This window comes from Methanoregula sp., from assembly GCF_035543475.1.
In the GTDB taxonomy this organism is placed as follows: domain Archaea; phylum Halobacteriota; class Methanomicrobia; order Methanomicrobiales; family Methanospirillaceae; genus Methanoregula.
On sequence record NZ_DATKKA010000004.1, the window covers coordinates 139,895 to 162,063 of the forward strand.

A 22,169-nucleotide genomic window follows, 5' to 3' on the forward strand; every position below is an offset into this window, starting at 1 on the left:
CCGCGATGAAGAACGGGGATATCTGGCTCGTGGATCTCTCCGATGCGAAAGGGCACGAGCAGCGGGGCGAGCGGCCGGCCATTATTGTCGGGGGAGCAAACGGCCTTGTCCTCGTCGTCCCGCTCACGAGCAACACAAGCACAGCCCGGTTCTCCCACACCCTCCCGATCTCCCCGGATACGCATAACGGTCTCGATGTAGAGAGTGTCGCCCTTGTTTTCCAGATTGTCTCGCTCGACCGGGAGCGGTTCGTGCACCGGATCGGGACGGTCGGCGAGCAGCACCGGCTTGCGATTGTGGCACTGATCCGGGATTTGATGGGGTTGGAGTGATTTTCCCGGCTCCGCTGCATTGTCTGCAACCGCTGCGTGGAGGTCTGCCCCACCAAGTGCCTTGCGATGGACACCCAGTACACGGCCGCGATGACCGTTCATGGCGGAATCTACAAGACACCGGTGGCCGGGCCAAAGAAGAAGGAACCGGTGGCTCCGGTGGATGGGACTAAGTCGGCTGAGAAAAAGGAATAATCTTTAAAGAAATATAAAACAATATCTTTTAAACTTTGTATTTTTTATATTGATGTCGAAAAGACCACATATTGATTTCACTTTTTTTACCATTAATGCTTCAAATGATTAATAAATGTGGTAAAATAATGATCCCTTATGAGTATTATCAATGTAAATCAGATTAAAGCTAGGATTACCGAAACATATCGGGATATTCTTGATATGTCCGATATACGGGAACAAGGTGAAAACTACGATAACTTTTTTCTTACAAGAGGATTGTCCGCATTTGCAATTCAAAATTTAGCACAAACGGCACCCCAGAATGCCGTTGATTCAGTTACAGATGATGGCCGCGATCATGGGATTGATGCGATTTTTTTTGATGAACGAGAGAGAAGTTTATACATCGTTCAATCAAAATGGATCAAAAGTGGTAGTGGCGAACCAGAATTGGGTGATATTTTAAAATTTGTTGAAGGCGTTAAAGATTTATTTGATCTTTCCTTTGAAAGATTTAATGATAAAATCAACTCTAAAAAAGAGATACTTCAAAACGCAATTAATGATCCTCAATCAAAATTTGTTTTGGTTATAGCCTATACAGGAATCCAAGAATTATCAAGTCCTTCAAAAAGATCCTTAGATGATTTATTAAGCGAAATGAATGATAATGACGAATTACTTAGACTTGAAATACTTAACCAAAACAAGTTGTACAAATTTTTAATAAGTGGATTATCTGGAGATCCAATAAATGAAACTATTTTTTTAAGATCGTGGGGGAAAGTGGAAACGCCCTATAAGGCGGTATATGGCCATGTTGCCGCTGCCGAAATTGTATCTTTATGGCAAAAATATCATAATCGTTTATTTATCCATAACCTTCGTGATATTCTCGGAGACACTGAGGTAAATGCAGAGATTCGAAATACAATGGAAAGAAATCCGACCTGCTTTTGGTATTACAATAATGGAATTACTGCATTAGTAACAAAATACCAAAAAACGATGCATGGCGGAGCTACTACAGATTTTGGATCATTCCAATGTGATAACTTTACTATAGTAAATGGTGCGCAAACTGTTGGAACAATCGGAAAGTATGGGGAAGGCAATCCGGCAGCTGCATTAGATTCTGTCTTTATTCCTATTCGGATTATCTCTCAAGAAGGAGCACCGGAATTTTTTGGTGAGACTGTAACAAAAACAAACAATCGTCAAAATAAAATAGATAATAGGGATTTCGTTACTTTGGATCCAGTTCAAGATAGAATAAAAATCGAGTTAGCCGTTGAAGGAATTTTATATCAGGTAATGAGATCTGAATCAATTGCTCGGGGAGAACGGGTACTAGATCTAATTGATGCAACAACTGCCCTAGCTTGTGCTTCAAAAAGGGTAAATTTGGTTGTGCAGTTAAAAAGAGAGATCGGTAAATTATGGGAAGATATTACAAAAGCACCATATAAAGAATTATTCAATCCGTCAACACCTAGCATTTATGTATGGAATTGCGTTAAAACGCAGAGGAAAATAGATGCTTCTTTTGATAACTTAAAACGTACACTTGGAGGTAGAGATTACCAAATTGCCGTTCATGGAAATCGGTTGATATCTGCATTAATTTTCAATGCAATAGACTCAGATCGTTTAAAAGATCCGACTTTTTCATTCGACTCTGTAATTACTGATGAAATTATTTCAACGCATGTTCAAAATTATTTTAGACGGATGAAAAATGAAGTAGAAGGATCATTCCCCAACGCAATTATTCAACCACTTTTCAAAAATTTAACTAAATGTAAAGAAATTTACAGAAAACTATCATTAACCGAAAATGTGGAATCTACAATTTCAACATTCTAAAATCCCCAACTGAAAAGTTGGGGTTATCCCCATAATAGATCCTAGGGAATCCGGGCCTTTCCGGTCCGTGCAGTTGATGTGCCCCCACCCTGGGATTTTTTGGCTAAGTGTTTATTCTGGAGAACAGTGGGGCCCTGCCCCCCGCCCGCTCAGCCACATGAGGGGGAGGGTACCCCCCACTTGAAAAAAAGAAGGGGAGGGGGGTGGGGGTCACCCCCCTCCACCGGATCCGGGATGCCAGCCGATTCTGCACGGGAAATAAAGGGTTGTTCGCGTGGAATCTCCGACGGAGAGTGATGCGGTTGCTCCGGTTTTGGGAATGTGGTTGTGGGCCGGACCGGGCCAGGGGGGTAGGGGGTACCCCCTCACCTGCCCTGAGGGAGAGGTGGGTGGACACCCGGTTAAAAAAAGAAGAGAGGGGGTCCCTCCCCCCACTGCGTTTTTTGGCAGGAAAGAAGGAGCAGGAGTTAGTCGGGAATATCGATTACGAATATTCATTATATGAGAATGAAAATATTCCCGGATATAAAAGAGAGCACTGTCCGGTGGGATAACACCGGGCAGAATGTGAGACCATGTGGACCCCCGATATCAGAACTCTTTTCCTGCTCCTTTTTCTCGTGAACGTATTTCTCACGCTCCTGCTCTTTTCCTTCTGGAAGTCCCAGAAGACCTACGACGGCTTTCGGACATGGATGCTTTCCCTGCTGGTTGCATCCTGCGGGTATTTCCTCTTCATTCTTGGTGTATCTCTGCCCGTTTTCCTCTCCACAACGGTGGCAAATCTCCTGTTCGTGCTCTCTGTCATGATGCGGCTTGACAGTACCGGGAGATATTTCCGGTCGAAGGCTCTCCCCGGGATCCTGTACTGTATCCTGGTACCGGCTGCCCTCATTCTGTGCTGGTTTACGTTCCGTATCGATTCGGTGGTCGTGCGTGGCGTGATCATCGGGGTGCTCATCGTCCCGTGCTTTATGGCGACCTCCCTACTTGCACTGCGGTTCCGGGAACCGGAGACCCGGTCGCTCCGGTACGGCTTTGCCGCGGCCCTTCTGGTCATGGCGCTCCTCTGGACCGTCGTCATCGTTGTCGCGATTCTCACTCCCGGGGATCACTCGCTCTCCGGTCCGGACCCCTTAAACCCGGTCTTCTTTATCGTCACTATCCTCATGGATATCGTTGCCACGGTCTTCTTCCTGTTACTCAATATGGCCCGGACCCAGACCGAGCTCCGGGAAAGCGAGGCTGCACTCTTTCGGGCAAACAGGAAACTCACCATTCTCTCCTCAATCACCCGGCACGATATCAAGAACCAGCTCATCGCCCTTTCCGAGTATCTTGAACTCTCAAAAGAAAATCGGGGTAAAATCCCGGAATACCTTGAAAAAGAGATGGGTATTGCTGAAACCATCGGGCTCCAGATCGATTTTTCAAAAGCCTACGAGGATATGGGAACAACGGCGCCTGTCTGGCAGAATGTCAATGAATGTATCCGGCGGGCTGCTGCGGCCCTGCCTATGCGGGAGGTACGGTTGGACGTTGACCGGTCGGATCCCGCCATTTATGCAGATCCCTTGTTCGAGAAGGTCTTCTATAACCTGATCGAAAATGCCCTCAGGCATGGCGGAGATGCCATGACGAGGATTTCCATCTCCTCCCATGAGACCGGCAAAGGGCTTGTCCTTATCTGCGAGGATGATGGTGTCGGAATTATCAGGGAGGATAAAACGCATTTGTTCGAGCAGGGGTTCGGGAAGCATACCGGACTGGGCCTCTTCCTCTCTCGCGAAATCCTTTCGATCACCGGCATCACCATTACGGAGAACGGGGAACCGGGGAAAGGGGCACGTTTCGAAATGAACGTGCCCAAAGGAGAGTACCGGTTTGGACCCGCATGATATTGATAGAAAGGTATTCCGGGTCCTTTCCGGGTTTTCCGTGGGATTCCGATCCCGGTGCGATCTCATGGGGAAATGCAGGATCCTGGCAATGTGGATCCGGCCCGGTCGTTTGAGCTGAATGAATGGGATATGGTTGACAGAATGCATCGGCCAGCAAACTTACACAACTTTTATATTGTAAATGTCAATACATTTACGTATGTTCCTTCCCATGAACGATAAACAGTTCAGGTTCTGGAAGATGCGGCGCAGCGGGATGTCCAACGTCTCCATCGCAAACCATATCGGGATAACACGGCAGGGCGTCTCCCAGGCCCTCCTTGCGATGGACGGGAAGATCGAAGACTCGCTCCGGGAGATGGCCCACGCAAACCGGATCCAGATAGAGAAGATCGATGTGGAACGGGGCGTCCTGTCCGGGCGGTCCATCCCGTTCCAGACCAACGCCTATATCTTCGTCTCGGAGAAGCACGGCATGCAGGTCTGGTACGAGCACGACGGCGATTGTAATGCCTGCGATGAATTTGCCCGGTGTATCGAATTCATCTGGGATTTCGCCTCAGAACTCGGGATCAAAATTGAGAAAACTGCCGACCCGACAAAGATGGCAGAGGAACTGCTCGCAAAGATCCGGGGTGATCAGGGATGACATGGGTATCGGAAATTGCTGAACACTGGTTCGGCCTGTGCCGGAAACCCCCGGTGGTTCATGCCTCGCAGACAGCAAGTGTTCACCTGCCTGAACCCGCCCATGCGGGCAGCCCGGAGGGCGGGGGTGGAGGATCGGGGACGATCCGGTGGGGAATCGGGGCCGCCCTGTCAGGCACGAAGACGCTGGTGCAGAACCGGCAGCTCCTCTGGTTTACGCTCCTTGTGGGGCTCGTGCTGGCGGGAAACACCATCGGCCAGGCGGCACTCTTCTACATCGGCTGGGCCATGCACCCTGGTATCATCGTGAGTTATGTCCTAGATTTTTCACTCGAGCTCGCAACACTGTTCTGCCTGGTATTCCTTCTGGCGGGCCTTGTCCTGAGCATCCCGTCAAAGAAAGAAGGTTCGGCCTTGTTTTTCAGGGGGATAGCAGGGGCAAAAAAATACGTAAAAGCACTCTTTGTGTGGTCGGTGGTTCTGGCACTCGCCGGAATGCTGCTCTTCCGTATCTGGGTATATTTTTCCTCAGGGTTGCCGCCTGAGATCCGGTTCCTCACTATCTTCGGGCTTGGAGATCTCACCAGCATTCTGGCCCAGTTCCCCTTCAACCTGACTCTTGACCCGAATCTCTTTACCGGGGTTCCGGGCTATGGAGGGCGATCGCTGCTGTTATGGATATATCCCCTGGGGTTCATGTGGGCCCTGATCTTTTCAGCGATCAACCTGCTCCTGTTCATCCTGACCCCTTTTGTCGTGCCCTCTCTCGTTCTCGAGCAAAAGACCCTCCGGGCGGCAGTCACGGGATCGTTTACCCTGCTGAAAAAGACCTGGGTTGAGGTCGCTGCCTGTGCCGCCTTCCTTGGGGCTGTCGTATCCGGCGTGTTCCTTACGTACCTGCTTGTCCAGGCAGCACATGGCTATAATGATCCGTGGATGGCCTGGCCACCCGGGATGGTCACCTCGCATCCTACCGGCACGTGGATAGCTCTTGGCCTCCTCTATTATCTCGCGGTGTTTATCGTTGCGTTTGTTGTGGCAACGGTCGGCGGGATTGCAGCACTGGATCTGTACACCTCTGCAACGACCGGGCAGAAGCCAGGATCCGCCAAAACGGAACTTCCCTGATAAATTTTTGAAAATCCCCCGGGTAAAAAAAAGAAAGGGTGGTCGACTTCCACCGTGATTTCCCGGGCGGTGCCGGGCCGGATCGTTTCAGCGGTGCAGGCCCTTGTCGCCGCGCCGGACTTCCATTTTCATGGTGCCGTCGGACTGCATGATCCGGACCATCTCCGGCTCTGGCGGTGCTGCGACCTCAGGCTTTGCTGAACCGTGCTGGACAATCACCGTGTGGGGCTCTCCCGCGTCGGCAGCGGCCGGGGTCTCCGGTGCTGCATGAACGGTGCCCTGCACGATGGGTCCGCGCGAGGGCGCCTGCCGGGATTGCTCCCCGTTCTGCTGGGCGAGTTTCATGGCAATCGCCTTGAAGTCGAGCATCTCTGCCATCAGACCCTTCAGGAGCGCTTCCATCTCGTCGGTCTTCTTTTCCAGTGCAGCAACCCGGTCATCCTGTTTACCGGTCTCTGTAATCTCCATAAACCTAATCAGGGACTCCTGCCGTTCTGGCCTGTCGTTTGAAAATCCTGTTTTTCCATGGGGCATCGCATACAGAACACTACTGATATTCCGGACATGTTAAAGGGAGGTGTAGGTTTCCGTTTGGCCGGGATCCTTCCCAAAAGACGGGTGCGGGGCGGTTGCCGTCCCGGTCCGGCGGCCGGAGAAATACCCCCGGATTAGCCTCCGTTCCCTCTGGACAGCCTGCCGGAAAAAATGCCGGAACACCCGTTTCAGGGTGGTGGAGCCACAAATCCCGCCCCGTGGTACAGGGTAGAGAAAAGGCATGGCCCGATGCAGATGTATATATACTGACGGGCAGATGAATGTGCGCAGATATCATCCTGCATGAGTAATTTAATGGAAAGAAGAGGATTTGGCGGCCCGAGAAACTTCGGACCCAGAGAAATGACAAAGGTAACATGTTCAGACTGTGGAAAAGAGTGCGAGGTTCCGTTCAAGCCCACCGAGGGTAGGCCGGTTTATTGCAGGGACTGCCTGCCCAAGCACCAGAAGCCCCGCTTCTGATTATCCACACCGATTTTTTTCTTTTTTTGTACCCTTATCTCTGACACTTCGTCACCCCCTGCCGCATGGGCACCTGGACGGTCGCACACGCACCTTCAGAAAAACCTGTCACGAAATCATTAACGAAAGGTTAAGACAAGAAACAAAGAGATCAATGCACTGCCTCATCTGGTCGATCTCACCACCATCCTGCCTGAACGGTGAAACTTTGGGTGCATGATGCATGTGAGCACGCGTCCGTATGTGTCAGGTAATTCAGGATAGAGGGAATCATGGTGAATGAAGAAACCAACAGGAACAACATCTTCCTCATGGACCAGACCGCAAACCCGGCACCGCTCGGGTTATGCGCATTCGGGACAACGACCATTCTTTTGAGCCTCTGGAACGCCGGGGTCATCGGCATCACCAGTCCGATCTTTGCCATGGCAATTTTCTATGGCGGCCTTGCCCAGATCATTGCCGGGCTCATGGAATGGAAAAAGAACAACAACTTCGGGTTTCTGACCTTTGTGAGCTTCGGGTTCTTCTGGATGACCTTTGCCGGCGTCCTCATGCTGCCGGCCCTTGGCCTTGCAAAAGCACCGCAGCCCGTCGATCTCGCGGCATTCCTCGCGGTCTGGGGGATCGTTGCATTCGGCCTTTTGGTCTGCACCCTGAACATGCACCGGAGCCTCCAGGTGACCGTCCTTGCGGTGTTCCTGACGATCGTCCTTCTCGTTGCCGCAGAGCTCACGGAAAGCGGCCTGGTCAAACTGGCCGGTGGCCTGATGGGTCTTCTCGCCGGGGTCCTTGCGATCTATATCGGGTTAGCCCAGGTAATTAACGAAGTCCACAACCGGAAGATCATTCCGGTCTGATCTTTTTTTTAACAGTTACAAAAACGAGAACGTCTGCGGCTCCAGCGTCTGGAGGTCCACCATCACGGCCTGCGCCGGGGTCGGGTTCACGTTCATCTGCTTCTGGAACGCGGTCTGGGACTGCCAGGTACCCGCGTTAATTCCCAGCACTCCGCGGTAGTTTGTCAGCCCGGTGATGTGCACGTGTCCCGTGTGCAGGATCTCCGGGAGCGGGTCGATGATTAACCGGTCGGATTTTCCCGCAGCAATCGGGGTGCGCCTGCCGTAGGCCGGGGCCAGGTGCCGGCGCTGGAGCATCTCTTCCATCATCTTCCCGCTCTGCTCGTAGGATGCACCAGGGATGAGGCCGATCATGTCATCGATCGACCGGCCGTGGTACATCAGCACCCGCACGCCCTGCAGGTTCACGAGTGCCGGGTTCTCGACGAGCATGCAGTTCTCGGGAAACTTTTTCGTGAACTGCGCCGGGATCACCGGCTGGGGCTCGGCCCCCCGGACCACATCGTGGTTGCCGGGCGCAACAATGATCTTGATCCGGCGGGGGATGGCCGAGAGCAGCTCCCCGAAGGCATCATACTGCTCGTAGATGTTTTTTATCGTCAGTTCCTGCTCCTGCCCCGGGAAGACCCCGATCCCGTCCACCAGATCGCCGGCGATGAGAAGGTAAGAAGCCCCGGACCCGGCAACCCAGTCCACGAACCGGTGCCAGCTGTCCTCAAGGAACGTGTTGCTCCCCACGTGGACATCGGAGATAAAGACCGCCTTGCCCGGCTTCTCGCTCAGGTACGGCTTGTTGTCGATCCGGATATCGGGGCGGAAGAGCTGATCGGCAAAGAAGAGCCGGCCGTCATTTGAGAGTTTGCCCTTGACCCCGATCACTTCATCCATGATCAGGCGCTCGGCATCGGAAAAGACCGGGCGGTCCTTCCTGAAGAGCACCGAGATGTTGGCCGTGGAATCCTCGATCTCGGCGATCCGGTGGCCGTTCGTGGTGGTCTTGACCTCGGCCACCATCCCGATCACCGTGCACTCCTCCTGCCGGTACCGGGGAGAACGGGTGAGCCCCTCGATCGGCATCGCCCCGCACCGGCTCCGGATCATCCCGCCGAGTTTGCTGTACCTGTCCCGGAAATAATGGAGGTAGTCGGCGGTGCCGTTGATGCTTCCCGAGGTCCCGGGGCCGCCCGAGACGATCTCGACCGTCGGGTCGGTTAAAAAGCGCATCCCGTCCCGGGTCGCGTTCATGCCCGGGATATGTTTTGCCGAGACGACCACGGTGTCTTCCGGGACGCCCGCGATGATGCGGTCGATCAGCTCCGGGTTATCCTGCTCCTGGATGTACCGCACCACGTCGGGGTGCACCTGGAGCCGGGTATCGAGGAACCGGAGCGTGATCTCCTGCGCATCGAGCATACGATCATAGTGAGCTGTACCGGGAAAAAAGATGATGCTATCCTGCACGGCCCGGAAGTATTCTTGATATCGTCCCCGGCCAAACCCTCTTTGCTTCATCCCCTCCCGGGACTCCCGATACCATGCTCGATACGCTCCAGATGTTCCTGTTCGCCTTTGTCGTGGGCCTGACCGGTGCCCTTGCCCCGGGGCCGACGCTTGTCGCCACCATCAATGCCTCGGTGGCCGGCGGCTGGACCGTGGGGCCCCGGGTCACGTTCGGCCACATGTTCTCCGAGCTCATCATCGTCATCCTGATCATTGCCGGCCTTTCCACGGTTGCCCTCCGGTACACGACCGCGGTGGCCATAATCGGCGGTGCTGCCCTGATCCTCTTCGGGATCCTCACGCTTGCCGGGAGCCGGAAGGTCTCGCTTGCCGGCAGCAGGAGCCCGGAACCGGCAGTCACCACAAGCCCGTTTTTTGCCGGGTTTTTTACCAGTGTTGCCAATCCTTATTTCTGGATCTGGTGGCTGACCGTAGGGGGTGCAATGGTGATCGCGGGCCTTGCCGGCGGGATCTTTCTGGCCTGCGTCTTCATGGCCGGCCACTGGTGTGCAGACCTCGGGTGGTACACGGTGGTCTCCACCGGCATCGCAAAGGGAAAGACTATCCTCACGGACACCGCGTACCGCTGGATCATGACGGCCTGCGGGATCTTCCTGGTCATCTTTGGTGCCTACTATCTCGTGCGGGTTGCCCTCCCGTAAGTATCGGTACGGTATATTAACAAAAAACGCCAATAAAGAGCGTTAAGCAATGGCAGAGAACGAAGAGCCGCGGGGCATCCGCGCGAAGATCCAGGCATTCAGGACAAGCGAGCACTGGGCCGCTTCCCTTGCCCGGGACATCCTCTGGGTCGTGGCGGTTGTCGGGTGCATTGCGCTTGCCCTGTACCTGATCTGCGGGACGTGGCCGGCGGTCGTTACCGTGGAATCGGGGAGCATGGAGCCCCATATGAATATCGGGGACCTGGTCGTGGTCGTGACCCCCGACCGGTTCGGCCCCCTCCAGACCTGGGACGAGGCCCATGCCACCGGCTACCAGAAGTTCGGCGACTATGGGGACGTGATCATCTACCGTCCTGACGGCCAGACCGATTTCTGGGCCCAGATCGGCCTGCTCCCTCTCTCCAGCCAGCACCCGATCATCCACCGGGCCATGACCTGGGTGGATGCCGGATCGCCCGAACCGGCGTATCTCAACCCCTATGGCGGGAAGGTGACTCCGCAGGAGTACATCCCGCTTGCCACCAGCAACGCGACCACGTTCGGGTACTATATCCTGTACCCGGCGAATGCCACGCCGCCGGAAAACATAACGGAGGACGCGAAGGGCATGGGCTTTTCCACGGCGAGCGCGAAATACTTCCTCCCCGAACAGTTTATCATCCAGAACCAGGGATACATCCGCTATTCCGCCCCGACCACCCACGGCGGGTACATCACCAAGGGAGACAATAACCCGGTCAGCGACGAGGGCTATCTCACGGTGAACAACAACCAGACGATCGAACCGGTGGAAAAACAGTGGGTCGTGGGAAAAGCCCTCTTTACGGTCCCCTACGTCGGCCTGCTCCCGCTCCACATCTGGTGGGTGATCATCATCGTGATCATCGCGATGGTTGCCTGGGACTGGTACGCAAAGAAAAAGGAAGCGGAGACCGGAAAAAAAGGCGGGAAGGGCAAAGCCGGGGGAAAAGGCTCCCGGAAAAATAAATAAGACGGCCCGCCTCCGGTGGTAGTGAGCATGGCACCCGCACTCATCCCCCTGTTAAGCGATTGTCTGGCCGGTCACCGCCTCACCCCCGAAGAGGGTGAATGTCTCATGAAGGCGACGGGCCGGGACGTCTTCCGGATCACGGCAGCCGCCGACGAGCTGCGCGAGAAAAAAGTCGGCGATATCGTCACCTATGTGAGGAACCAGAACCTGCACGTGACCAATATCTGCAAGAACCTCTGCGGCTTCTGCGGGTTTGGCAAGAAGGCGACCGACCCCGGGGCATACTGCCTTGACCGCGATGCGATCCAGGCCGGCGTCAGGCTGGCAGAGAAGCGCAATGTCACCGAGATCTGTTTTCTCTCCGGGGTGAACCCCGCGTTTGACCTGAAGAGCTACACGGATCTGATCGCCGCGGTGCACGAGATCGCCCCGGAGATCCATGTTCACGCTTTCAGCCCGGATGAGGTGGCCCACGCCGCAAAGAAGGGCAGGCTCACGACCGCCGAGGTGCTTGCTGCTCTCCGGGATGCGGGCCTGGGCTCCCTCCAGGGGACGGCAGCAGAGATTCTGGCAGAACCGGTCCGGAAAGTGATCTGCCCGCGGAAGGTCTCCGGCGCCGAATGGGCGAGGATCATCAAAGAGGCCCACCTCCTGGGCGTCCGCAGTTCTGCCACCATCATGTACGGCTCGTACGAATCTGCCCGCGACCAGGTGGACCACCTGGCGATCCTCCGGGAGATCCAGGACGAGACCCACGGGTTTACGGAGTTCATCCCGATGTCCTACATCCACACGAACACCCCGCTCTTTAATGAGGGGATCGCACGGCCCGGGGCAACGGGCAGGGAGGACCTGCTCATGATCGCCGTCTCCCGCCTCTTCCTGGATAACTTCGACAATGTCCAGGTCTCGTGGGGCAAGCTGGGGCTCAAGATGACACAGCTCGCGCTCCTCTGCGGGGGCAACGATCTTGCCGGTACAATGTTCACGGACGAGGTCTCGGTGGATGCCGGGGCGGGCGATGCCAGTTACCTTGCCCCTGAAACCATGGAGCGGATGACTTCTGACCTCGGCCGGACCCTCCGGCAGCGGACAACGCTCTACGATCTCGTGTGAACTACCCTCTCGGGCGGCACACGACCTTCCAACCGTTTTTAAAAAAGGATTTTGTACATGTTACAGCAGTTCCAGCGCCTGCCGGCCGGTCATGCCGTTTTTGATCCCGCGTCCCATTGCTCCCCGGTTGATCTCGCGGACGATCCCGGTGAGGATGTCGTTGGTGTTCACGATGGACGGGCCGATGGCAGGGCGGACTTTTGCCGCGGGGTAGCTGAACGAGTCCAGGGCTGCCACGTCAAAGGCTCCGCACCCGACCAGCCCCACGTCGGTGACAATGGCTACAAGGTTGGCCGGCCCCAGCGGGATGACATACCCGTTGGCAACCTTGTGTGACAGCTGAACGGTAACCTTTTCCATAACTCTCCAGCATGGACATTGGCGTCAGGGTGTTATAAGTACTGCGGGGAGCGGGCATTTCGATAGGTTTACGTTATGGGTGACACAGTGTGACACACAACAACGAAAGGTGATGGCATGGACCGGGATCTTCTCACGCTCCTCTCCGGTGCAGCAGGCGGGGACAGGATCAGCGAAAAAGATGCGCTGCGCCTCTTTACGACACGGAACCGCGATGTCTGGAAGATCGCAGCTACCGCTGATGAGAAACGGCAGGAGATGGTTGGCGAGCCGGTGACCTATGTCCGGAACCAGAACATCAACGTAACCAACATCTGCGTCAATGCCTGCGGGTTCTGCGGCTTTTCCAAAAAACCGGGCGACGAAGGGTGCTATTTCCATGACGAGACCGTCATCCGGGAGAAGGCGGGACTTGCAAAATCGAGAAAGGTGACCGAGATCTGCACGGTGAGCGGTCTCCACCCGTCCTTTACCGCACAGTCCTATATCGATGTCTACCGCTGGATCTGCGAGGAGGCCCCGGGAGTGCACCTCCACGCCAGCAACCCGATGGAGGTGGCCTACGCGGCAAAGAGGAGCGGGATGGCGACAGAAGAGGTGCTCTCTGCCATGAAAGGGGCCGGCCTTGCCTCGATGTGCGGGACGGCAGCGGAAATCCTCACCGACCCGGTCCGCAGGAAGATCTGCCCCCAGAAGATCCCGGCCGAAGAGTGGGTCCGCATCATAAAAGAGGCGCACCGGCTCGGCATCCCCACAACGGCCACGATCATGTACGGCCACTGCGAGAGCGATAAGGATCGTGTGCAGCACCTCGCCATCCTCCGTGAAATCCAGGACGAGACAAAGGGTTTTACCGAGTTTGTCCCGCTTTCGTTCATCCATATGAACACCCCGATCTTCCGGGACGGGATCGCCCGGGCGGGAGCCACCGGTCGTGAGGATCTCCTGATGGTTGCCGTTGCCCGGCTCTTCCTCGACAATTTTGAAAACATCCAGGTCTCGTGGGTCAAAGAAGGGATCAAGATGGCCCAGCTGGGCCTTATTGCCGGCGCTAACGACCTTGGCGGCACGATGTTTGAGGAGAGCATCTCCAAGGGGGCCGGGGCATCCAACACCGACTACCTTGACCCGGCCGAGATGCAGCGGGTGGCAGAAGACCTCGGGCGAACGCTCTGCCGGCGCACGACGCTGTACAAGCGGGCATAACCGCCCCCCTTTTCATATGCCCCCCCTCAAAGTCTTTTATCCTCCGCTGTTCAACGGTGAGATCGATACCATGCGCAGGAAAGATCGCGAGATCACGGACCGGGATACGATGGAATCGATCCTCAATGATGCGGAAGTCTGCCGGATTGCACTTGCAGACAGCGGAGAACCGTACGTGGTGCCGGTCTGCTTTGCGTACGGGGAGAACGCGATCTACTTCCACTCGGCCCCTGAGGGAAAGAAGATGGAGATGCTGGGAAAGAACCCCCGCTGCTGTGTGGAGGTGGACCAGTCCTCCGGGCCGATCCGGAACGACAATCCCTGTGCTTGGGAGATGCGGTACCAGAGCGTCATCTGCACCGGCATTGCCCGCATTCTCACGGATTATGAGGAAAAATGTGCAGCAATGAACCGTCTCCTTCAGCATTACGGCAGCCCCGGACACGCGTTTACAGAAAAAGAGATGGAACGGGTCTGTCTCGTGAAGATCTCGCTTGACGGGATGACCGCAAAACAGCACGGGTATTAGCGGGCGCCCGCGCTAGTCATGGTGGGGCATGAGCAGCCGGACGACCTTGTCCCCTACCTTTTTTGCGTGTGCCAGGGCCTTTTCGTCGCGCATCACGTCCCCTTCCTCAAAGCCAGTGCCGGTGATCTCGCCGAGGAAGGAAAGCTCGTGGCTGTTGAGGAACCCTTCAATCGTTTTCACCGTCCTTTCCGCTCCTTTGGAGGCGTTTACCGCTACCGCGATCCCTTTCCGCCCGGAAAGCTTGCGGTCATGGTAGAGCGAGTAGGTGCGGTCGATGAAGTTCTTGAGCTGGCCGCAGACATCGTAATAATACGTGGGCGACCCGATCACGAGCACTTCGCAGTCAAGCATCTTCTCTGCGATACCTCCCCAGTCATCCGCCTCAATCACGCACCATTTCTTCTCCTTGCATTTCCCGCACCCGAGGCAGGGCAGGATCTTTTTCCCGGCAAGGGAGACAAACTCCGTCTTGATCCCCGCATCCTTACACTGCGCGAGAACCACCTTGATGAGCTGTGCGGTGTTCCCATTCTTTCGCATGCTGCCCGAGATCCCGAGAACTTTCATACGTTACCCTTCCCCTTTGGGGTAATGATAGTTTTGATCCCGGGGACAAGCCCGAGGCCGGCAAACGCCGTAACGATCCTCTCCTTTGGATCCCGGCGCCAGTGCAGGAGGTGCGAGGGGCAGTCGCAGTCACTGCATCCGAACCGGTCTACCCCTGTCCCATCCCGGGCGAGGGTGGCAGCGAGCAGGCATTCGAGTTGTTCCACGGTAGGGGCGCTCACCGCGTATGCAACCGAAAAGCGGGGGTCTGAGAGCAGGTAATCGATATGCCATTTCGGCTGCCGGTCCCGCAGTTCCGCGAGCCGGAGATGACGTTCGAGCCTCACGAGGCCCCCCAGCCCGAGGGCTGAGCCGACATACCCGTGCCAGCCGGCGGCAAACGAAAGAGGGCCCAGTGCCCCGACCTCTACGGTGCAGGCCGGGTTTTTTACCACAAGGCAGTAGATCCCCTTATCCATACCCGGCCTTCATGAGCTGCCGTGCCGCAGCAATGTGGCGTTTCCCGCCGCAGTCCACCGGTTCCCCATGACCCGGGAACAGTCCTTCCACATCGAGGGCGGAAAGCCGGTCAAGGGATTGTGCCAGTGCCTGCCGGCTCCCGCCGGGGAAATCGTAGCGGCCGAATGCCCCATCGCAAAAGACGGTATCGCCGCTGATGAGTACCTTGTCCGCCTCGGACCAGAGGCAGATGCTCCCCGGCGTGTGGCCCGGCGTGTGGATGACGGTCAGGCCGCCGATGGTGTCACCGTCTTTGAGTTTGATGTCCGGTGCAATACCGGGTGAACGGGCGCCAAAATGCATCGAGAGGCTCTGTGCGTCCTCGAAAAGACCCGTGGCATCCGCCTGGTGGATCGCAACCTTTGCCTTACACATGAGGGCGATCTCTTTTACATGGGCGGTGTGGTCGAAATGGCAATGGGTAAGGACGATGGTGTCGATCCCGTCCCGGTACTCTTTGATGGCCATGGGAAGGAGACCGGCATCTACAAGGACCGTGCCGAAGATATACGAGTTTGCGAGCGCTCCCTGTTCGGGGATCCACCTGACCTGCATGCACAATAATAAAGCATCCCAACAGATGTTTGTTATGGATATGCTCATCCGCAGCTGTTCTTCCGGTATTCCTGCTGTTGTCGCAGAAGCGGCACGGGCGGAGGGGATGGATGCGGAACGGATGGCCCGGCGGATCGCTGCCGGGCGGATCGTGATCCCGGCAAACCCACAGCGCCGGCACCATTCCTGTGCCATCGGGCAGGGGTGCACGGTCAAGGTGAACGTGAACGTCGGGACTTCCGGCTCCCGGTGCGATTATGCCCTTGAGGAAAAGAAGGCAAAGGCGGCGCTCGGGAACGGCGCCGATGCCATCATGGACCTTTCCACCGGGGGGGACCTTGTTGCGATCCGCAAAAAGATGCTCGCCCTCGATACTACGGTTGGGACGGTGCCGGTGTACGAGGCTGTGCGCCGGGCGGGAAACGCTGCCGACGTGGATGCCGACCTGCTCTTTAAGGTTATCCGGGAGCACTGCAGGCAGGGCGTGGATTTCCTCACCCTCCACTGCGGGGTGAACCGGCAGGCGCTCGATGCCCTGAAGCTTGATCCGCGCCTGATGGGGGTCGTGAGCCGGGGCGGGACATTCCATTGTGCAATGATGATGCTCCGGGACGAGGAGAACCCGCTTTTTTCAGAGTTCGACTACCTGCTGGAGATCCTCGCAGAACACGATGTCACCATCAGCCTCGGGGACGGGATGCGGCCCGGCTGCCTGCAGGACGCGGGAAAACTTGCCAAATCCGTGGAGTACGTGACGCTCGGGACACTCGCACAGAGGTCCCTTGCCGCAGGTGTCCAGCGGATGATCGAGGGACCGGGGCACATGCCCTATGACCAGGTGGGCTACAACGTGCGGATGATAAAAGAGATCACCGCCCATGCGCCGCTTTACCTGCTTGGGCCTATCGTCACCGATATCGCGCCCGGCTACGACCATGTTGTCGCGGCCATCGGCGGGGCGGAGGCCTGCCGGAACGGGGCTGACTTCCTCTGCATGGTCTCTCCGAGCGAACACCTCGCTCTTCCGGACGTTGAGGATATCATCGAAGGGACCCGGATCGCAAAGATCGCGGCGCATGTAGGCGATACCGTCCGGCGGCACGAGGGATACCGGATGGAACGCGAGGTGCAGATGGCAGAGGCCCGGCACGATCTTGACTGGGACAAGCAGTTCAGGCTGGCGCTCTACGGTGACCATGCACAGGCAATCCATTGCCGGGACGGGAAGACCGACACCTGCTCGATGTGCGGGGACCTCTGTGCGATCAAGATGGTCCGGGAGCTCTTTGAGGGAAAGGAGGGGAAGAAAAAAAAGCAATGAGACCGGTGTCTCTGTCTCCCTGACCGATCATAAGGGATGAAAACCCCGTTGCCGGATAAAAAAATACCCCGTTTTCTTTCCCCGCGCCCCTCTTTTTTATATATTCGCCGGTGAAATGGTTCCTTGTTCAATTACCCAGGTGAAGAAGATGGAGATCTGCCACACCCAGTCACAGGGAGTTGTCATTGTAACCCCCACCGGATGGCTCGACGCCGCCGCTTCCGAGGATTTTTCGAAGTACTGCACAGCCCTGCCATCAGCCCCGGTCATTCTTGATCTTTCGGGCCTGACCTACATTAGCAGCACCGGCCTCAGGGCAGTGCTCCAGTTTGGGAAGAAACGCAGGGAACAGGGAACAGATGTTGTTATTTCAGGCAGCAGTGGGTTTGTCCGTTCAGTACTCAGGATGAGCGGATTTGACCAGCTCTTCCTGATGTATCCCTCGGTGGCCGATGCAATCCAGGTAATTGGAAGGCCCGCGGCCACCATGCCTGATGATTCCCGTGGTGTCTGACTGCAGCACGGAACCCCTCACCGGTTGTGGGTACCTGGGGGATAGGGGGGTATCCTGATCACTCCTTCTTTTTCTGCCCGGTCACCATCCCGGCGATCTGTCCTGCGGTGATCGGCACCTTCCGGCTGAACGGGACCACTTTTGGGATCATGAAAAATTTTATTCTGGCGGTCCCTTCGATGACAAGCTCGATGCTTCCACCTGCGACGAATGCCGCGAGGGCCCCGGGAAGGGCTGTATTGTGCGAACTGACCCGGACCGGAAGAACGGTCGTGGCACCGGCTGCGATCTTCGCACTCCCGGTATCACCGGTTGCGATTACTGCTGAGGTCCCGGCGCTCCTGTAGGAGACGGTAAACGGGCAGGATTCGAGAGTCGCCCCCACCGGGTTTTTGTTCTCCACCCGGATTGTAACCGCAAGAGCGATTGTAGAAAGGGAGATGCTTTCAAGCGACACTCCTTCGAGGGTCACGACCGGATCGGACAGGACGGACATTTTTGATCACGTAAAAAACGGATGTGGATAAAAAAAGAGAGTCTCTCTACTTCTTTTCCAGTTTCAGGATCCGGATCGCGAGGTGGGCAGCATTGTCCCCGTTATCAACGCCCACGCACGCGACCGGAACCCCTTTTGGCATCTGGACGATCGAGAGCAGGGCATCGAAGCCGTTTAAGGTCCCGCTGACCGGCACACCGATCACCGGCTTGTCGGTCTTTGATGCGATTACGCCCGGCAGCGCTGCGGAGAGCCCGGCAATCGCGATGTATACCTTGCAGGAACTGCTTTTGACATACGCATCCAGCTTCTCCGGGTCCCGGTGGGCAGAGATGACCTGGTAGTCCCAGCTGACCTTATGCTCGTCAAGGACCTTCTTTGCCTTGTCGGCAATCGGGGCATCGGATGCCGACCCGCAGATGATACTTACGTCTGCCATAAGAGCCATCCAAACTTATATCCTGTCTATATAAATATACTATTGGCAGATCCACATGGAAAAAGAATCACTCCTTATGCTTCCGGGCCCGGTACCGATGCCTGAACGGGTCAGGTTTGCAATGTCACGTCAGGCAATCAACCACCGGAGCGCCGAGTTCGGTGCGGTATACGCGGACTGCGTGCGGGTTTTAAAGAGCGCGTTCGGGACCGCAAACGATGTCTTTGTGATCAGCGGGTCCGGTACGGCCGGCATGGAAGCCGCGATCGCAAATTTCGGCCGGGACAAGGATATCGCCTGTTTTGTGAACGGAAAGTTCGGCGAGCGGCTCTATAAGATCAGCCAGCGCTACGGCAAGGCCCACGAGATAAAATCCGAGTGGGGAACACCGATTGACCTTGCAGCACTCGAGGTACAGCTCGAGGCGGGCGCCCAGATGGTCACCCTGGTCCACAACGAGACCTCGGCCGGGATCAAGAACCCGGCAGCAGAGGTCGGGAAACTCGCCCGCAAGCACGATGCGCTCTTTGTCATGGACGGCATCACCTCGGTCGGGGGCGACCTGGTCGAGGCTGACAAGTGGGGCGTTGATATCGCAATCGTCGGCTCGCAGAAGTGCCTTGCCGCACCGGCCGGGCTTGCCGCGGTTGCGGTGAGCAGCCGGGCATGGGAGCGGCTCACCAAGAACCCGCCGTACTACCTCGACCTCGCCGCGTACAAAAAGAGCGCTGCCGGGAAGCCGATGGAGACCCCGTACACCCCGGCGGTGCCGCTCTTTTTGGCCCTTCGCGAGGCCTGCCTGATCATTGAGGAAGAAGGGCTTGACAACCGGATCGCCCGCCACCAGAAGATGGCAAAGGCCGTCCGCGCCGCCGCCCAGACCTGGGGACTTTCCCTCTTCCCGAAACTCGATGCAAAGCACGAGTACGCAACGACCGTCACCGCCGTTGCGTACCCTGAGGGTGTCAAGGATGACGACGTCAGGGGCGCAATCAAGAAGCTGGGCATCACCATTGCCGGCGGCCAGGACCACCTCAAGGGGAAGATCTTCCGTATCGGGACCATGGGCGCCGTGAGCGCACCCGAGATCCTTGCCACTCTCGCCGCAACCCAGCACGGCCTGAAAAAAGCAGGCTACAGGATCAAGGGCGACGGCGTCGAGGCCGCAGCCGAGGTGCTGGGATGAAGGTGGGTGTTGCAGACACCACCTTCTCACGCGTCAATATGGGAGCGATCGCCATCGACGAGCTCAAAAAGCACGCGAGTGTGGCGATCGAAAGGGTGACCGTACCGGGTGTCAAAGACCTGCCGGTCGCCTGCAAGAAACTGATCGAAGAGCGCCGGTGCGATATCGTGATGGCCCTGGGGATGCCGGGGGGCAAGGACAAGGACAAGCTCTGCGCCCACGAGGCATCGCAGGGGCTCATCATGTGCCAGCTCATGACCAACCACCACATCGTCGAGGTCTTCGTGCACGAGGACGAGGCAAAGGACGATGCCGAGCTTGCGTGGCTCGCGGAGCAGCGCACCCGGGAACACGCGGAGAACGCCGTAAAACTCGTCCTCCACCCGGAAGCCCTCACCAAAGACGCCGGCACCGGCCAGCGCCAGGGGTTTCCGGACGCCGGGCCTGCCCGGCGGTAGGGACCATTGACAGGTTTATGAGCATTCAGATGAGATGATCAACTATGTGTGACACAAAACCGATAAAACTGGGATTCGTGGTCGCGGAGTTCAACCGTGATATCACCTACATGATGGAGATCGAAGCACGTGAGCATGCTGCGTTCCTTGGCGCAGAAGTGACCGACTGCCTGTACGTGCCAGGTGCCTTTGACATGCCGCTTGCCATCAAGAAGATGCTTGCGGCCGGCAAGGTCGACGCGGTCGTCACAGTCGGCTGCGTGATCGAGGGCGCAACCCAGCATGACGAGATCGTAGTGCAGCATGCAGCCCGTAAGATCATTGACCTCTCATTAGAGTTCGGGAAGCCGGTAACCCTGGGTATCTCCGGGCCCGGCATGAGCCGCCTCGAGGCGAACGAGAGGATCGATTATGCAAAGCGTGCCGTTGAATCCGCAGTAAAACTCGTTAAAAGATTACAATGAAGCCGCTCTCGGAAAAAGTTGCGGCGATTGCCCCCTCCGCAACGATCGAGATCTCCAACAAGGCAAAGAAGATGCAGCGGGAGGGTATCGACGTCATCAGCCTCTCGATCGGGGAGCCCGACTTCGATACCCCGAAGCATATCACGGATGCCTGCATCGACGCCCTGAGACGCGGTGAGACACATTACGCACCGAGTGACGGTATCCCCGAGCTGCTCTCCGCGATCAGCGAAAAGATCACAAAAGAGAACGGGTTTGCCTGTGCGCCTGACCAGGTGATCGTCACCTGTGGCGCAAAGGACGCCATCTACGAGGGAATGGAGGCGGCGTTAAATCCCGGTGACGAGGCCATGCTCCTCACGCCGGCCTGGGTCTCGTACGAGCCCTGCGTCCAGATGGCCGGCGGGAAGATCGTCAAGCACGCGGTCAACCAGAAGACCTTCCAGCTCGATGATTCTCTCCTCGAAAAGGTCTCGAAAAAGACCAAGATGATCGTGGTAAACTCGCCCTCGAACCCGTCCGGTGCGGTGTTTGACAAGAAATCGATGAAGCTCGTGGCGGACCTCTGTCAGGACCATGATCTCTACGCGATGTCGGACGAGATCTACGAGAAGCTCATTTACGGAAAAGAGCACATCTCGCTTGCGTCCCTTGGCGACATGGCGCAGCGGACAATAACGATCAACGGTTTCTCCAAGGCCTATGCGATGACCGGCTGGCGGCTCGGGTACGCGGTTGCCCAGAAGCCGATCATCAAAGCGATGTCCAAGGTGCAGCAGCACTCGGTCTCACAGGCCACGACCTTTTCGATGTGGGGTGCAGTTGCGGCGCTCAAAGGTGACCAGTGCTGTGTCGAAGAGATGCGCACCGAGTTTGACAAGCGGCGCCGGTTCATCATCAGGGAACTGGGACACATGGGCTATACCTGCGCCCCGGCGGACGGCGCTTTCTACGCGTTTGTGAAAGTTGCCGGCGACGATAACAAGATCGCGACCGAGTGGCTCGAGAAGGCGCATGTGGCAGCGACCCCGGGCAGCTCGTTTGATGCGCCCGGTTGGATCCGGCTCTCGTATGCTGCCTCCATGGACCGGCTCAAAGAGGCAATGGGCCGGATCAAGAAAGTTGGCGGAAAATAGGATCCCGACCGGCTGAAAACATTTTTTGGTTTAATTTTCGATTTCTGTAAAATCGTGCTATCTGCTATTTTTCCCGTTATAAAAACAATTTTCAGATTTATTCTCTGCAACAATTTCACACTGTATTACCAAACGCAGCCCCCCTCACGCCAGCCCTGCCCCCGAGGGGACGGGGGCGGAACCCCCAAAAGTATTCTCTCACCTCCCACGTCACCGTC

General features: G+C 56.5%; 28 protein-coding genes and 1 pseudogene. 21 read left to right on the forward strand and 8 right to left on the reverse strand.

Features of this window, described 5'->3' with window-relative positions:
- The first annotated feature begins 5 nt into the window (after positions 1-5).
- The 8 genes and pseudogenes from VMS83_RS01130 (at position 6) to VMS83_RS01165 (ending at position 6,055) form a co-directional block, all read left to right on the forward strand.
- Positions 6-332, forward strand: a complete 327-nt coding sequence (locus VMS83_RS01130) for a type II toxin-antitoxin system PemK/MazF family toxin (RefSeq protein ID WP_325409022.1) — start codon at positions 6-8, stop codon at positions 330-332.
- A gap of 12 nt (positions 333-344) precedes the next feature.
- Positions 345-395: pseudogene (locus VMS83_RS01135) on the forward strand (4Fe-4S binding protein); the annotation flags it as partial.
- Positions 396-398: 3 nt separating this feature from the next.
- Entirely contained in the window at positions 399-527 is a 129-nt protein-coding gene (locus VMS83_RS01140; RefSeq protein ID WP_325409024.1) for a hypothetical protein, read from the forward strand.
- Positions 528-665: 138 nt separating this feature from the next.
- A complete protein-coding gene (locus VMS83_RS01145) occupies positions 666-2,378 on the forward strand; it encodes an AIPR family protein (protein ID WP_325409026.1) in 1,713 nt (570 codons plus the stop codon).
- Positions 2,379-2,767: 389 nt separating this feature from the next.
- Positions 2,768-2,932 carry a hypothetical protein gene (locus VMS83_RS01150; RefSeq protein WP_325409028.1) on the forward strand — a complete coding sequence of 55 codons (165 nt, stop codon included), beginning with the start codon at positions 2,768-2,770 and terminating at the stop codon, positions 2,930-2,932.
- Positions 2,933-2,953: 21 nt separating this feature from the next.
- Positions 2,954-4,276: a HAMP domain-containing sensor histidine kinase gene (locus tag VMS83_RS01155; RefSeq protein WP_325409030.1), complete on the forward strand. Its 1,323-nt coding sequence runs from the start codon at positions 2,954-2,956 to the stop codon at positions 4,274-4,276.
- Positions 4,277-4,478: 202 nt separating this feature from the next.
- The gene (locus tag VMS83_RS01160; protein WP_325409032.1) at positions 4,479-4,928 is read left to right on the forward strand and encodes a hypothetical protein; all 450 of its coding nucleotides are present in this window, start codon (positions 4,479-4,481) and stop codon (positions 4,926-4,928) included.
- On the forward strand, positions 4,925-6,055 hold the full coding sequence (locus tag VMS83_RS01165; RefSeq protein ID WP_325409034.1) for a hypothetical protein: 1,131 nt from the start codon (positions 4,925-4,927) through the stop codon (positions 6,053-6,055). Before VMS83_RS01160 ends, VMS83_RS01165 begins: the two co-directional genes overlap by 4 nt.
- An 87-nt stretch (positions 6,056-6,142) precedes the next feature.
- Here the strand turns inward: VMS83_RS01165 and VMS83_RS01170 are convergent, their stop codons facing one another.
- The gene (locus VMS83_RS01170; RefSeq protein ID WP_325409036.1) at positions 6,143-6,523 is read right to left on the reverse strand and encodes a hypothetical protein; all 381 of its coding nucleotides are present in this window, start codon (positions 6,521-6,523) and stop codon (positions 6,143-6,145) included.
- A 381-nt stretch (positions 6,524-6,904) separates the two neighbouring features.
- Here VMS83_RS01170 and VMS83_RS01175 point away from each other — a divergent pair, with 381 nt between their 5' ends.
- Positions 6,905-7,072, forward strand: coding sequence for a CxxC-x17-CxxC domain-containing protein (locus VMS83_RS01175; RefSeq protein ID WP_325409038.1), 168 nt, complete (start codon positions 6,905-6,907; stop codon positions 7,070-7,072).
- A gap of 272 nt (positions 7,073-7,344) precedes the next feature.
- A complete protein-coding gene (locus tag VMS83_RS01180; RefSeq protein ID WP_325409040.1) occupies positions 7,345-7,932 on the forward strand; it encodes an acetate uptake transporter in 588 nt (195 codons plus the stop codon).
- A 15-nt stretch (positions 7,933-7,947) separates the two neighbouring features.
- On the opposite strand, the gene VMS83_RS01185 is transcribed toward VMS83_RS01180, so the two are convergent.
- Positions 7,948-9,345 carry a DNA-directed DNA polymerase II small subunit gene (locus tag VMS83_RS01185; RefSeq protein ID WP_325409041.1) on the reverse strand — a complete coding sequence of 466 codons (1,398 nt, stop codon included), beginning with the start codon at positions 9,343-9,345 and terminating at the stop codon, positions 7,948-7,950.
- 122 nt (positions 9,346-9,467) lie between these two features.
- Between VMS83_RS01185 and VMS83_RS01190 the strand changes: the two genes are divergently transcribed.
- The 3 genes from VMS83_RS01190 to cofH (VMS83_RS01200) are packed head-to-tail and all read left to right on the forward strand — an operon-like array spanning position 9,468 to position 12,222.
- Positions 9,468-10,094, forward strand: a complete 627-nt coding sequence (locus VMS83_RS01190) for a LysE family transporter (protein WP_325409043.1) — start codon at positions 9,468-9,470, stop codon at positions 10,092-10,094.
- Positions 10,095-10,143: 49 nt separating this feature from the next.
- The gene (locus tag VMS83_RS01195) at positions 10,144-11,106 is read left to right on the forward strand and encodes a S26 family signal peptidase (RefSeq protein ID WP_325409045.1); all 963 of its coding nucleotides are present in this window, start codon (positions 10,144-10,146) and stop codon (positions 11,104-11,106) included.
- Between the two features lie 27 nt (positions 11,107-11,133).
- Positions 11,134-12,222, forward strand: coding sequence for a 5-amino-6-(D-ribitylamino)uracil--L-tyrosine 4-hydroxyphenyl transferase CofH (gene cofH, locus VMS83_RS01200; RefSeq protein ID WP_325409047.1), 1,089 nt, complete (start codon positions 11,134-11,136; stop codon positions 12,220-12,222).
- A gap of 60 nt (positions 12,223-12,282) precedes the next feature.
- On the opposite strand, the gene VMS83_RS01205 is transcribed toward cofH (VMS83_RS01200), so the two are convergent.
- A complete protein-coding gene (locus tag VMS83_RS01205) occupies positions 12,283-12,582 on the reverse strand; it encodes a YunC family protein (RefSeq protein WP_325409049.1) in 300 nt (99 codons plus the stop codon).
- A gap of 117 nt (positions 12,583-12,699) precedes the next feature.
- On the opposite strand from VMS83_RS01205, the gene cofH (VMS83_RS01210) reads away from it, so the two are divergent.
- Both cofH (VMS83_RS01210) and VMS83_RS01215 read left to right on the forward strand, forming a co-directional pair.
- Positions 12,700-13,788: a 5-amino-6-(D-ribitylamino)uracil--L-tyrosine 4-hydroxyphenyl transferase CofH gene (gene cofH, locus VMS83_RS01210; protein WP_325409051.1), complete on the forward strand. Its 1,089-nt coding sequence runs from the start codon at positions 12,700-12,702 to the stop codon at positions 13,786-13,788.
- Positions 13,789-13,804: 16 nt separating this feature from the next.
- Complete coding sequence (locus VMS83_RS01215; protein WP_325409053.1) at positions 13,805-14,317, forward strand: pyridoxamine 5'-phosphate oxidase family protein; 513 nt, start codon at positions 13,805-13,807, stop codon at positions 14,315-14,317.
- 12 nt (positions 14,318-14,329) lie between these two features.
- Here the strand turns inward: VMS83_RS01215 and VMS83_RS01220 are convergent, their stop codons facing one another.
- Genes VMS83_RS01220 through VMS83_RS01230 form a run of 3 tightly spaced genes read right to left on the reverse strand, consistent with a single transcriptional unit; the run spans position 14,330 to position 15,937 of the window.
- Positions 14,330-14,884: a flavodoxin family protein gene (locus tag VMS83_RS01220; RefSeq protein ID WP_325409055.1), complete on the reverse strand. Its 555-nt coding sequence runs from the start codon at positions 14,882-14,884 to the stop codon at positions 14,330-14,332.
- Positions 14,881-15,342, reverse strand: a complete 462-nt coding sequence (locus tag VMS83_RS01225; RefSeq protein ID WP_325409057.1) for a GIY-YIG nuclease family protein — start codon at positions 15,340-15,342, stop codon at positions 14,881-14,883. Before VMS83_RS01225 ends, VMS83_RS01220 begins: the two co-directional genes overlap by 4 nt.
- Entirely contained in the window at positions 15,335-15,937 is a 603-nt protein-coding gene (locus VMS83_RS01230; RefSeq protein WP_325409059.1) for an MBL fold metallo-hydrolase, read from the reverse strand. Before VMS83_RS01230 ends, VMS83_RS01225 begins: the two co-directional genes overlap by 8 nt.
- Positions 15,938-15,962: 25 nt before the next feature.
- Between VMS83_RS01230 and thiC the strand changes: the two genes are divergently transcribed.
- Together thiC and VMS83_RS01240 are read left to right on the forward strand one after the other, a co-directional pair.
- Positions 15,963-17,258, forward strand: a complete 1,296-nt coding sequence (gene thiC / locus VMS83_RS01235; protein WP_325409061.1) for a phosphomethylpyrimidine synthase ThiC — start codon at positions 15,963-15,965, stop codon at positions 17,256-17,258.
- Between the two features lie 148 nt (positions 17,259-17,406).
- Positions 17,407-17,772, forward strand: a complete 366-nt coding sequence (locus VMS83_RS01240; protein WP_325409063.1) for an STAS domain-containing protein — start codon at positions 17,407-17,409, stop codon at positions 17,770-17,772.
- Positions 17,773-17,830: 58 nt separating this feature from the next.
- On the opposite strand, the gene VMS83_RS01245 is transcribed toward VMS83_RS01240, so the two are convergent.
- Positions 17,831-18,268: an LEA type 2 family protein gene (locus VMS83_RS01245; protein WP_325409065.1), complete on the reverse strand. Its 438-nt coding sequence runs from the start codon at positions 18,266-18,268 to the stop codon at positions 17,831-17,833.
- Between the two features lie 46 nt (positions 18,269-18,314).
- The gene (purE, locus tag VMS83_RS01250; RefSeq protein WP_325409067.1) at positions 18,315-18,707 is read right to left on the reverse strand and encodes a 5-(carboxyamino)imidazole ribonucleotide mutase; all 393 of its coding nucleotides are present in this window, start codon (positions 18,705-18,707) and stop codon (positions 18,315-18,317) included.
- Between the two features lie 55 nt (positions 18,708-18,762).
- On the opposite strand from purE, the gene VMS83_RS01255 reads away from it, so the two are divergent.
- Genes VMS83_RS01255 through VMS83_RS01270 form a run of 4 tightly spaced genes read left to right on the forward strand, consistent with a single transcriptional unit; the run spans position 18,763 to position 21,951 of the window.
- Positions 18,763-19,893 carry an alanine--glyoxylate aminotransferase family protein gene (locus VMS83_RS01255; protein WP_325409069.1) on the forward strand — a complete coding sequence of 377 codons (1,131 nt, stop codon included), beginning with the start codon at positions 18,763-18,765 and terminating at the stop codon, positions 19,891-19,893.
- A complete protein-coding gene (gene ribC / locus VMS83_RS01260; RefSeq protein WP_325409071.1) occupies positions 19,890-20,351 on the forward strand; it encodes a riboflavin synthase in 462 nt (153 codons plus the stop codon). Before VMS83_RS01255 ends, ribC begins: the two co-directional genes overlap by 4 nt.
- Positions 20,352-20,395: 44 nt before the next feature.
- Entirely contained in the window at positions 20,396-20,815 is a 420-nt protein-coding gene (gene ribH, locus VMS83_RS01265; protein WP_325409073.1) for a 6,7-dimethyl-8-ribityllumazine synthase, read from the forward strand.
- On the forward strand, positions 20,812-21,951 hold the full coding sequence (locus tag VMS83_RS01270) for a pyridoxal phosphate-dependent aminotransferase (RefSeq protein ID WP_325409075.1): 1,140 nt from the start codon (positions 20,812-20,814) through the stop codon (positions 21,949-21,951). Before ribH ends, VMS83_RS01270 begins: the two co-directional genes overlap by 4 nt.
- Positions 21,952-22,169 lie beyond the last annotated feature (218 nt).

Excerpts from the sequence above, each read along its gene's own strand:
- VMS83_RS01195 (WP_325409045.1), top strand. The coding sequence starts at position 10,144 with ATGGCAGAGAACGAAGAGCCGCGGGGCATCCGCGCGAAGATCCAGGCA.
- VMS83_RS01145 (WP_325409026.1), top strand. The coding sequence starts at position 666 with ATGAGTATTATCAATGTAAATCAGATTAAAGCTAGGATTACCGAAACA.
- ribH (WP_325409073.1), top strand. The coding sequence starts at position 20,396 with ATGTGTGACACAAAACCGATAAAACTGGGATTCGTGGTCGCGGAGTTC.
- VMS83_RS01155 (WP_325409030.1), top strand. The coding sequence starts at position 2,954 with ATGTGGACCCCCGATATCAGAACTCTTTTCCTGCTCCTTTTTCTCGTG.
- ribC (WP_325409071.1), top strand. The coding sequence starts at position 19,890 with ATGAAGGTGGGTGTTGCAGACACCACCTTCTCACGCGTCAATATGGGA.
- VMS83_RS01140 (WP_325409024.1), top strand. The coding sequence starts at position 399 with ATGGACACCCAGTACACGGCCGCGATGACCGTTCATGGCGGAATCTAC.
- VMS83_RS01160 (WP_325409032.1), top strand. The coding sequence starts at position 4,479 with ATGTTCCTTCCCATGAACGATAAACAGTTCAGGTTCTGGAAGATGCGG.
- VMS83_RS01190 (WP_325409043.1), top strand. The coding sequence starts at position 9,468 with ATGCTCGATACGCTCCAGATGTTCCTGTTCGCCTTTGTCGTGGGCCTG.
- VMS83_RS01270 (WP_325409075.1), top strand. The coding sequence starts at position 20,812 with ATGAAGCCGCTCTCGGAAAAAGTTGCGGCGATTGCCCCCTCCGCAACG.
- cofH (WP_325409047.1), top strand. The coding sequence starts at position 11,134 with ATGGCACCCGCACTCATCCCCCTGTTAAGCGATTGTCTGGCCGGTCAC.
- thiC (WP_325409061.1), top strand. The coding sequence starts at position 15,963 with ATGTTTGTTATGGATATGCTCATCCGCAGCTGTTCTTCCGGTATTCCT.
- VMS83_RS01130 (WP_325409022.1), top strand. The coding sequence starts at position 6 with ATGAAGAACGGGGATATCTGGCTCGTGGATCTCTCCGATGCGAAAGGG.
- VMS83_RS01215 (WP_325409053.1), top strand. The coding sequence starts at position 13,805 with ATGCCCCCCCTCAAAGTCTTTTATCCTCCGCTGTTCAACGGTGAGATC.
- VMS83_RS01225 (WP_325409057.1), bottom strand. The coding sequence starts at position 15,342 with ATGGATAAGGGGATCTACTGCCTTGTGGTAAAAAACCCGGCCTGCACC.
- VMS83_RS01175 (WP_325409038.1), top strand. The coding sequence starts at position 6,905 with ATGGAAAGAAGAGGATTTGGCGGCCCGAGAAACTTCGGACCCAGAGAA.
- VMS83_RS01230 (WP_325409059.1), bottom strand. The coding sequence starts at position 15,937 with ATGCAGGTCAGGTGGATCCCCGAACAGGGAGCGCTCGCAAACTCGTAT.
- cofH (WP_325409051.1), top strand. The coding sequence starts at position 12,700 with ATGGACCGGGATCTTCTCACGCTCCTCTCCGGTGCAGCAGGCGGGGAC.
- VMS83_RS01240 (WP_325409063.1), top strand. The coding sequence starts at position 17,407 with ATGGAGATCTGCCACACCCAGTCACAGGGAGTTGTCATTGTAACCCCC.
- VMS83_RS01180 (WP_325409040.1), top strand. The coding sequence starts at position 7,345 with ATGGTGAATGAAGAAACCAACAGGAACAACATCTTCCTCATGGACCAG.
- VMS83_RS01245 (WP_325409065.1), bottom strand. The coding sequence starts at position 18,268 with ATGTCCGTCCTGTCCGATCCGGTCGTGACCCTCGAAGGAGTGTCGCTT.
- VMS83_RS01255 (WP_325409069.1), top strand. The coding sequence starts at position 18,763 with ATGGAAAAAGAATCACTCCTTATGCTTCCGGGCCCGGTACCGATGCCT.
- VMS83_RS01220 (WP_325409055.1), bottom strand. The coding sequence starts at position 14,884 with ATGAAAGTTCTCGGGATCTCGGGCAGCATGCGAAAGAATGGGAACACC.
- purE (WP_325409067.1), bottom strand. The coding sequence starts at position 18,707 with ATGGCAGACGTAAGTATCATCTGCGGGTCGGCATCCGATGCCCCGATT.
- VMS83_RS01170 (WP_325409036.1), bottom strand. The coding sequence starts at position 6,523 with ATGGAGATTACAGAGACCGGTAAACAGGATGACCGGGTTGCTGCACTG.
- VMS83_RS01185 (WP_325409041.1), bottom strand. The coding sequence starts at position 9,345 with ATGCTCGATGCGCAGGAGATCACGCTCCGGTTCCTCGATACCCGGCTC.
- VMS83_RS01165 (WP_325409034.1), top strand. The coding sequence starts at position 4,925 with ATGACATGGGTATCGGAAATTGCTGAACACTGGTTCGGCCTGTGCCGG.
- VMS83_RS01205 (WP_325409049.1), bottom strand. The coding sequence starts at position 12,582 with ATGGAAAAGGTTACCGTTCAGCTGTCACACAAGGTTGCCAACGGGTAT.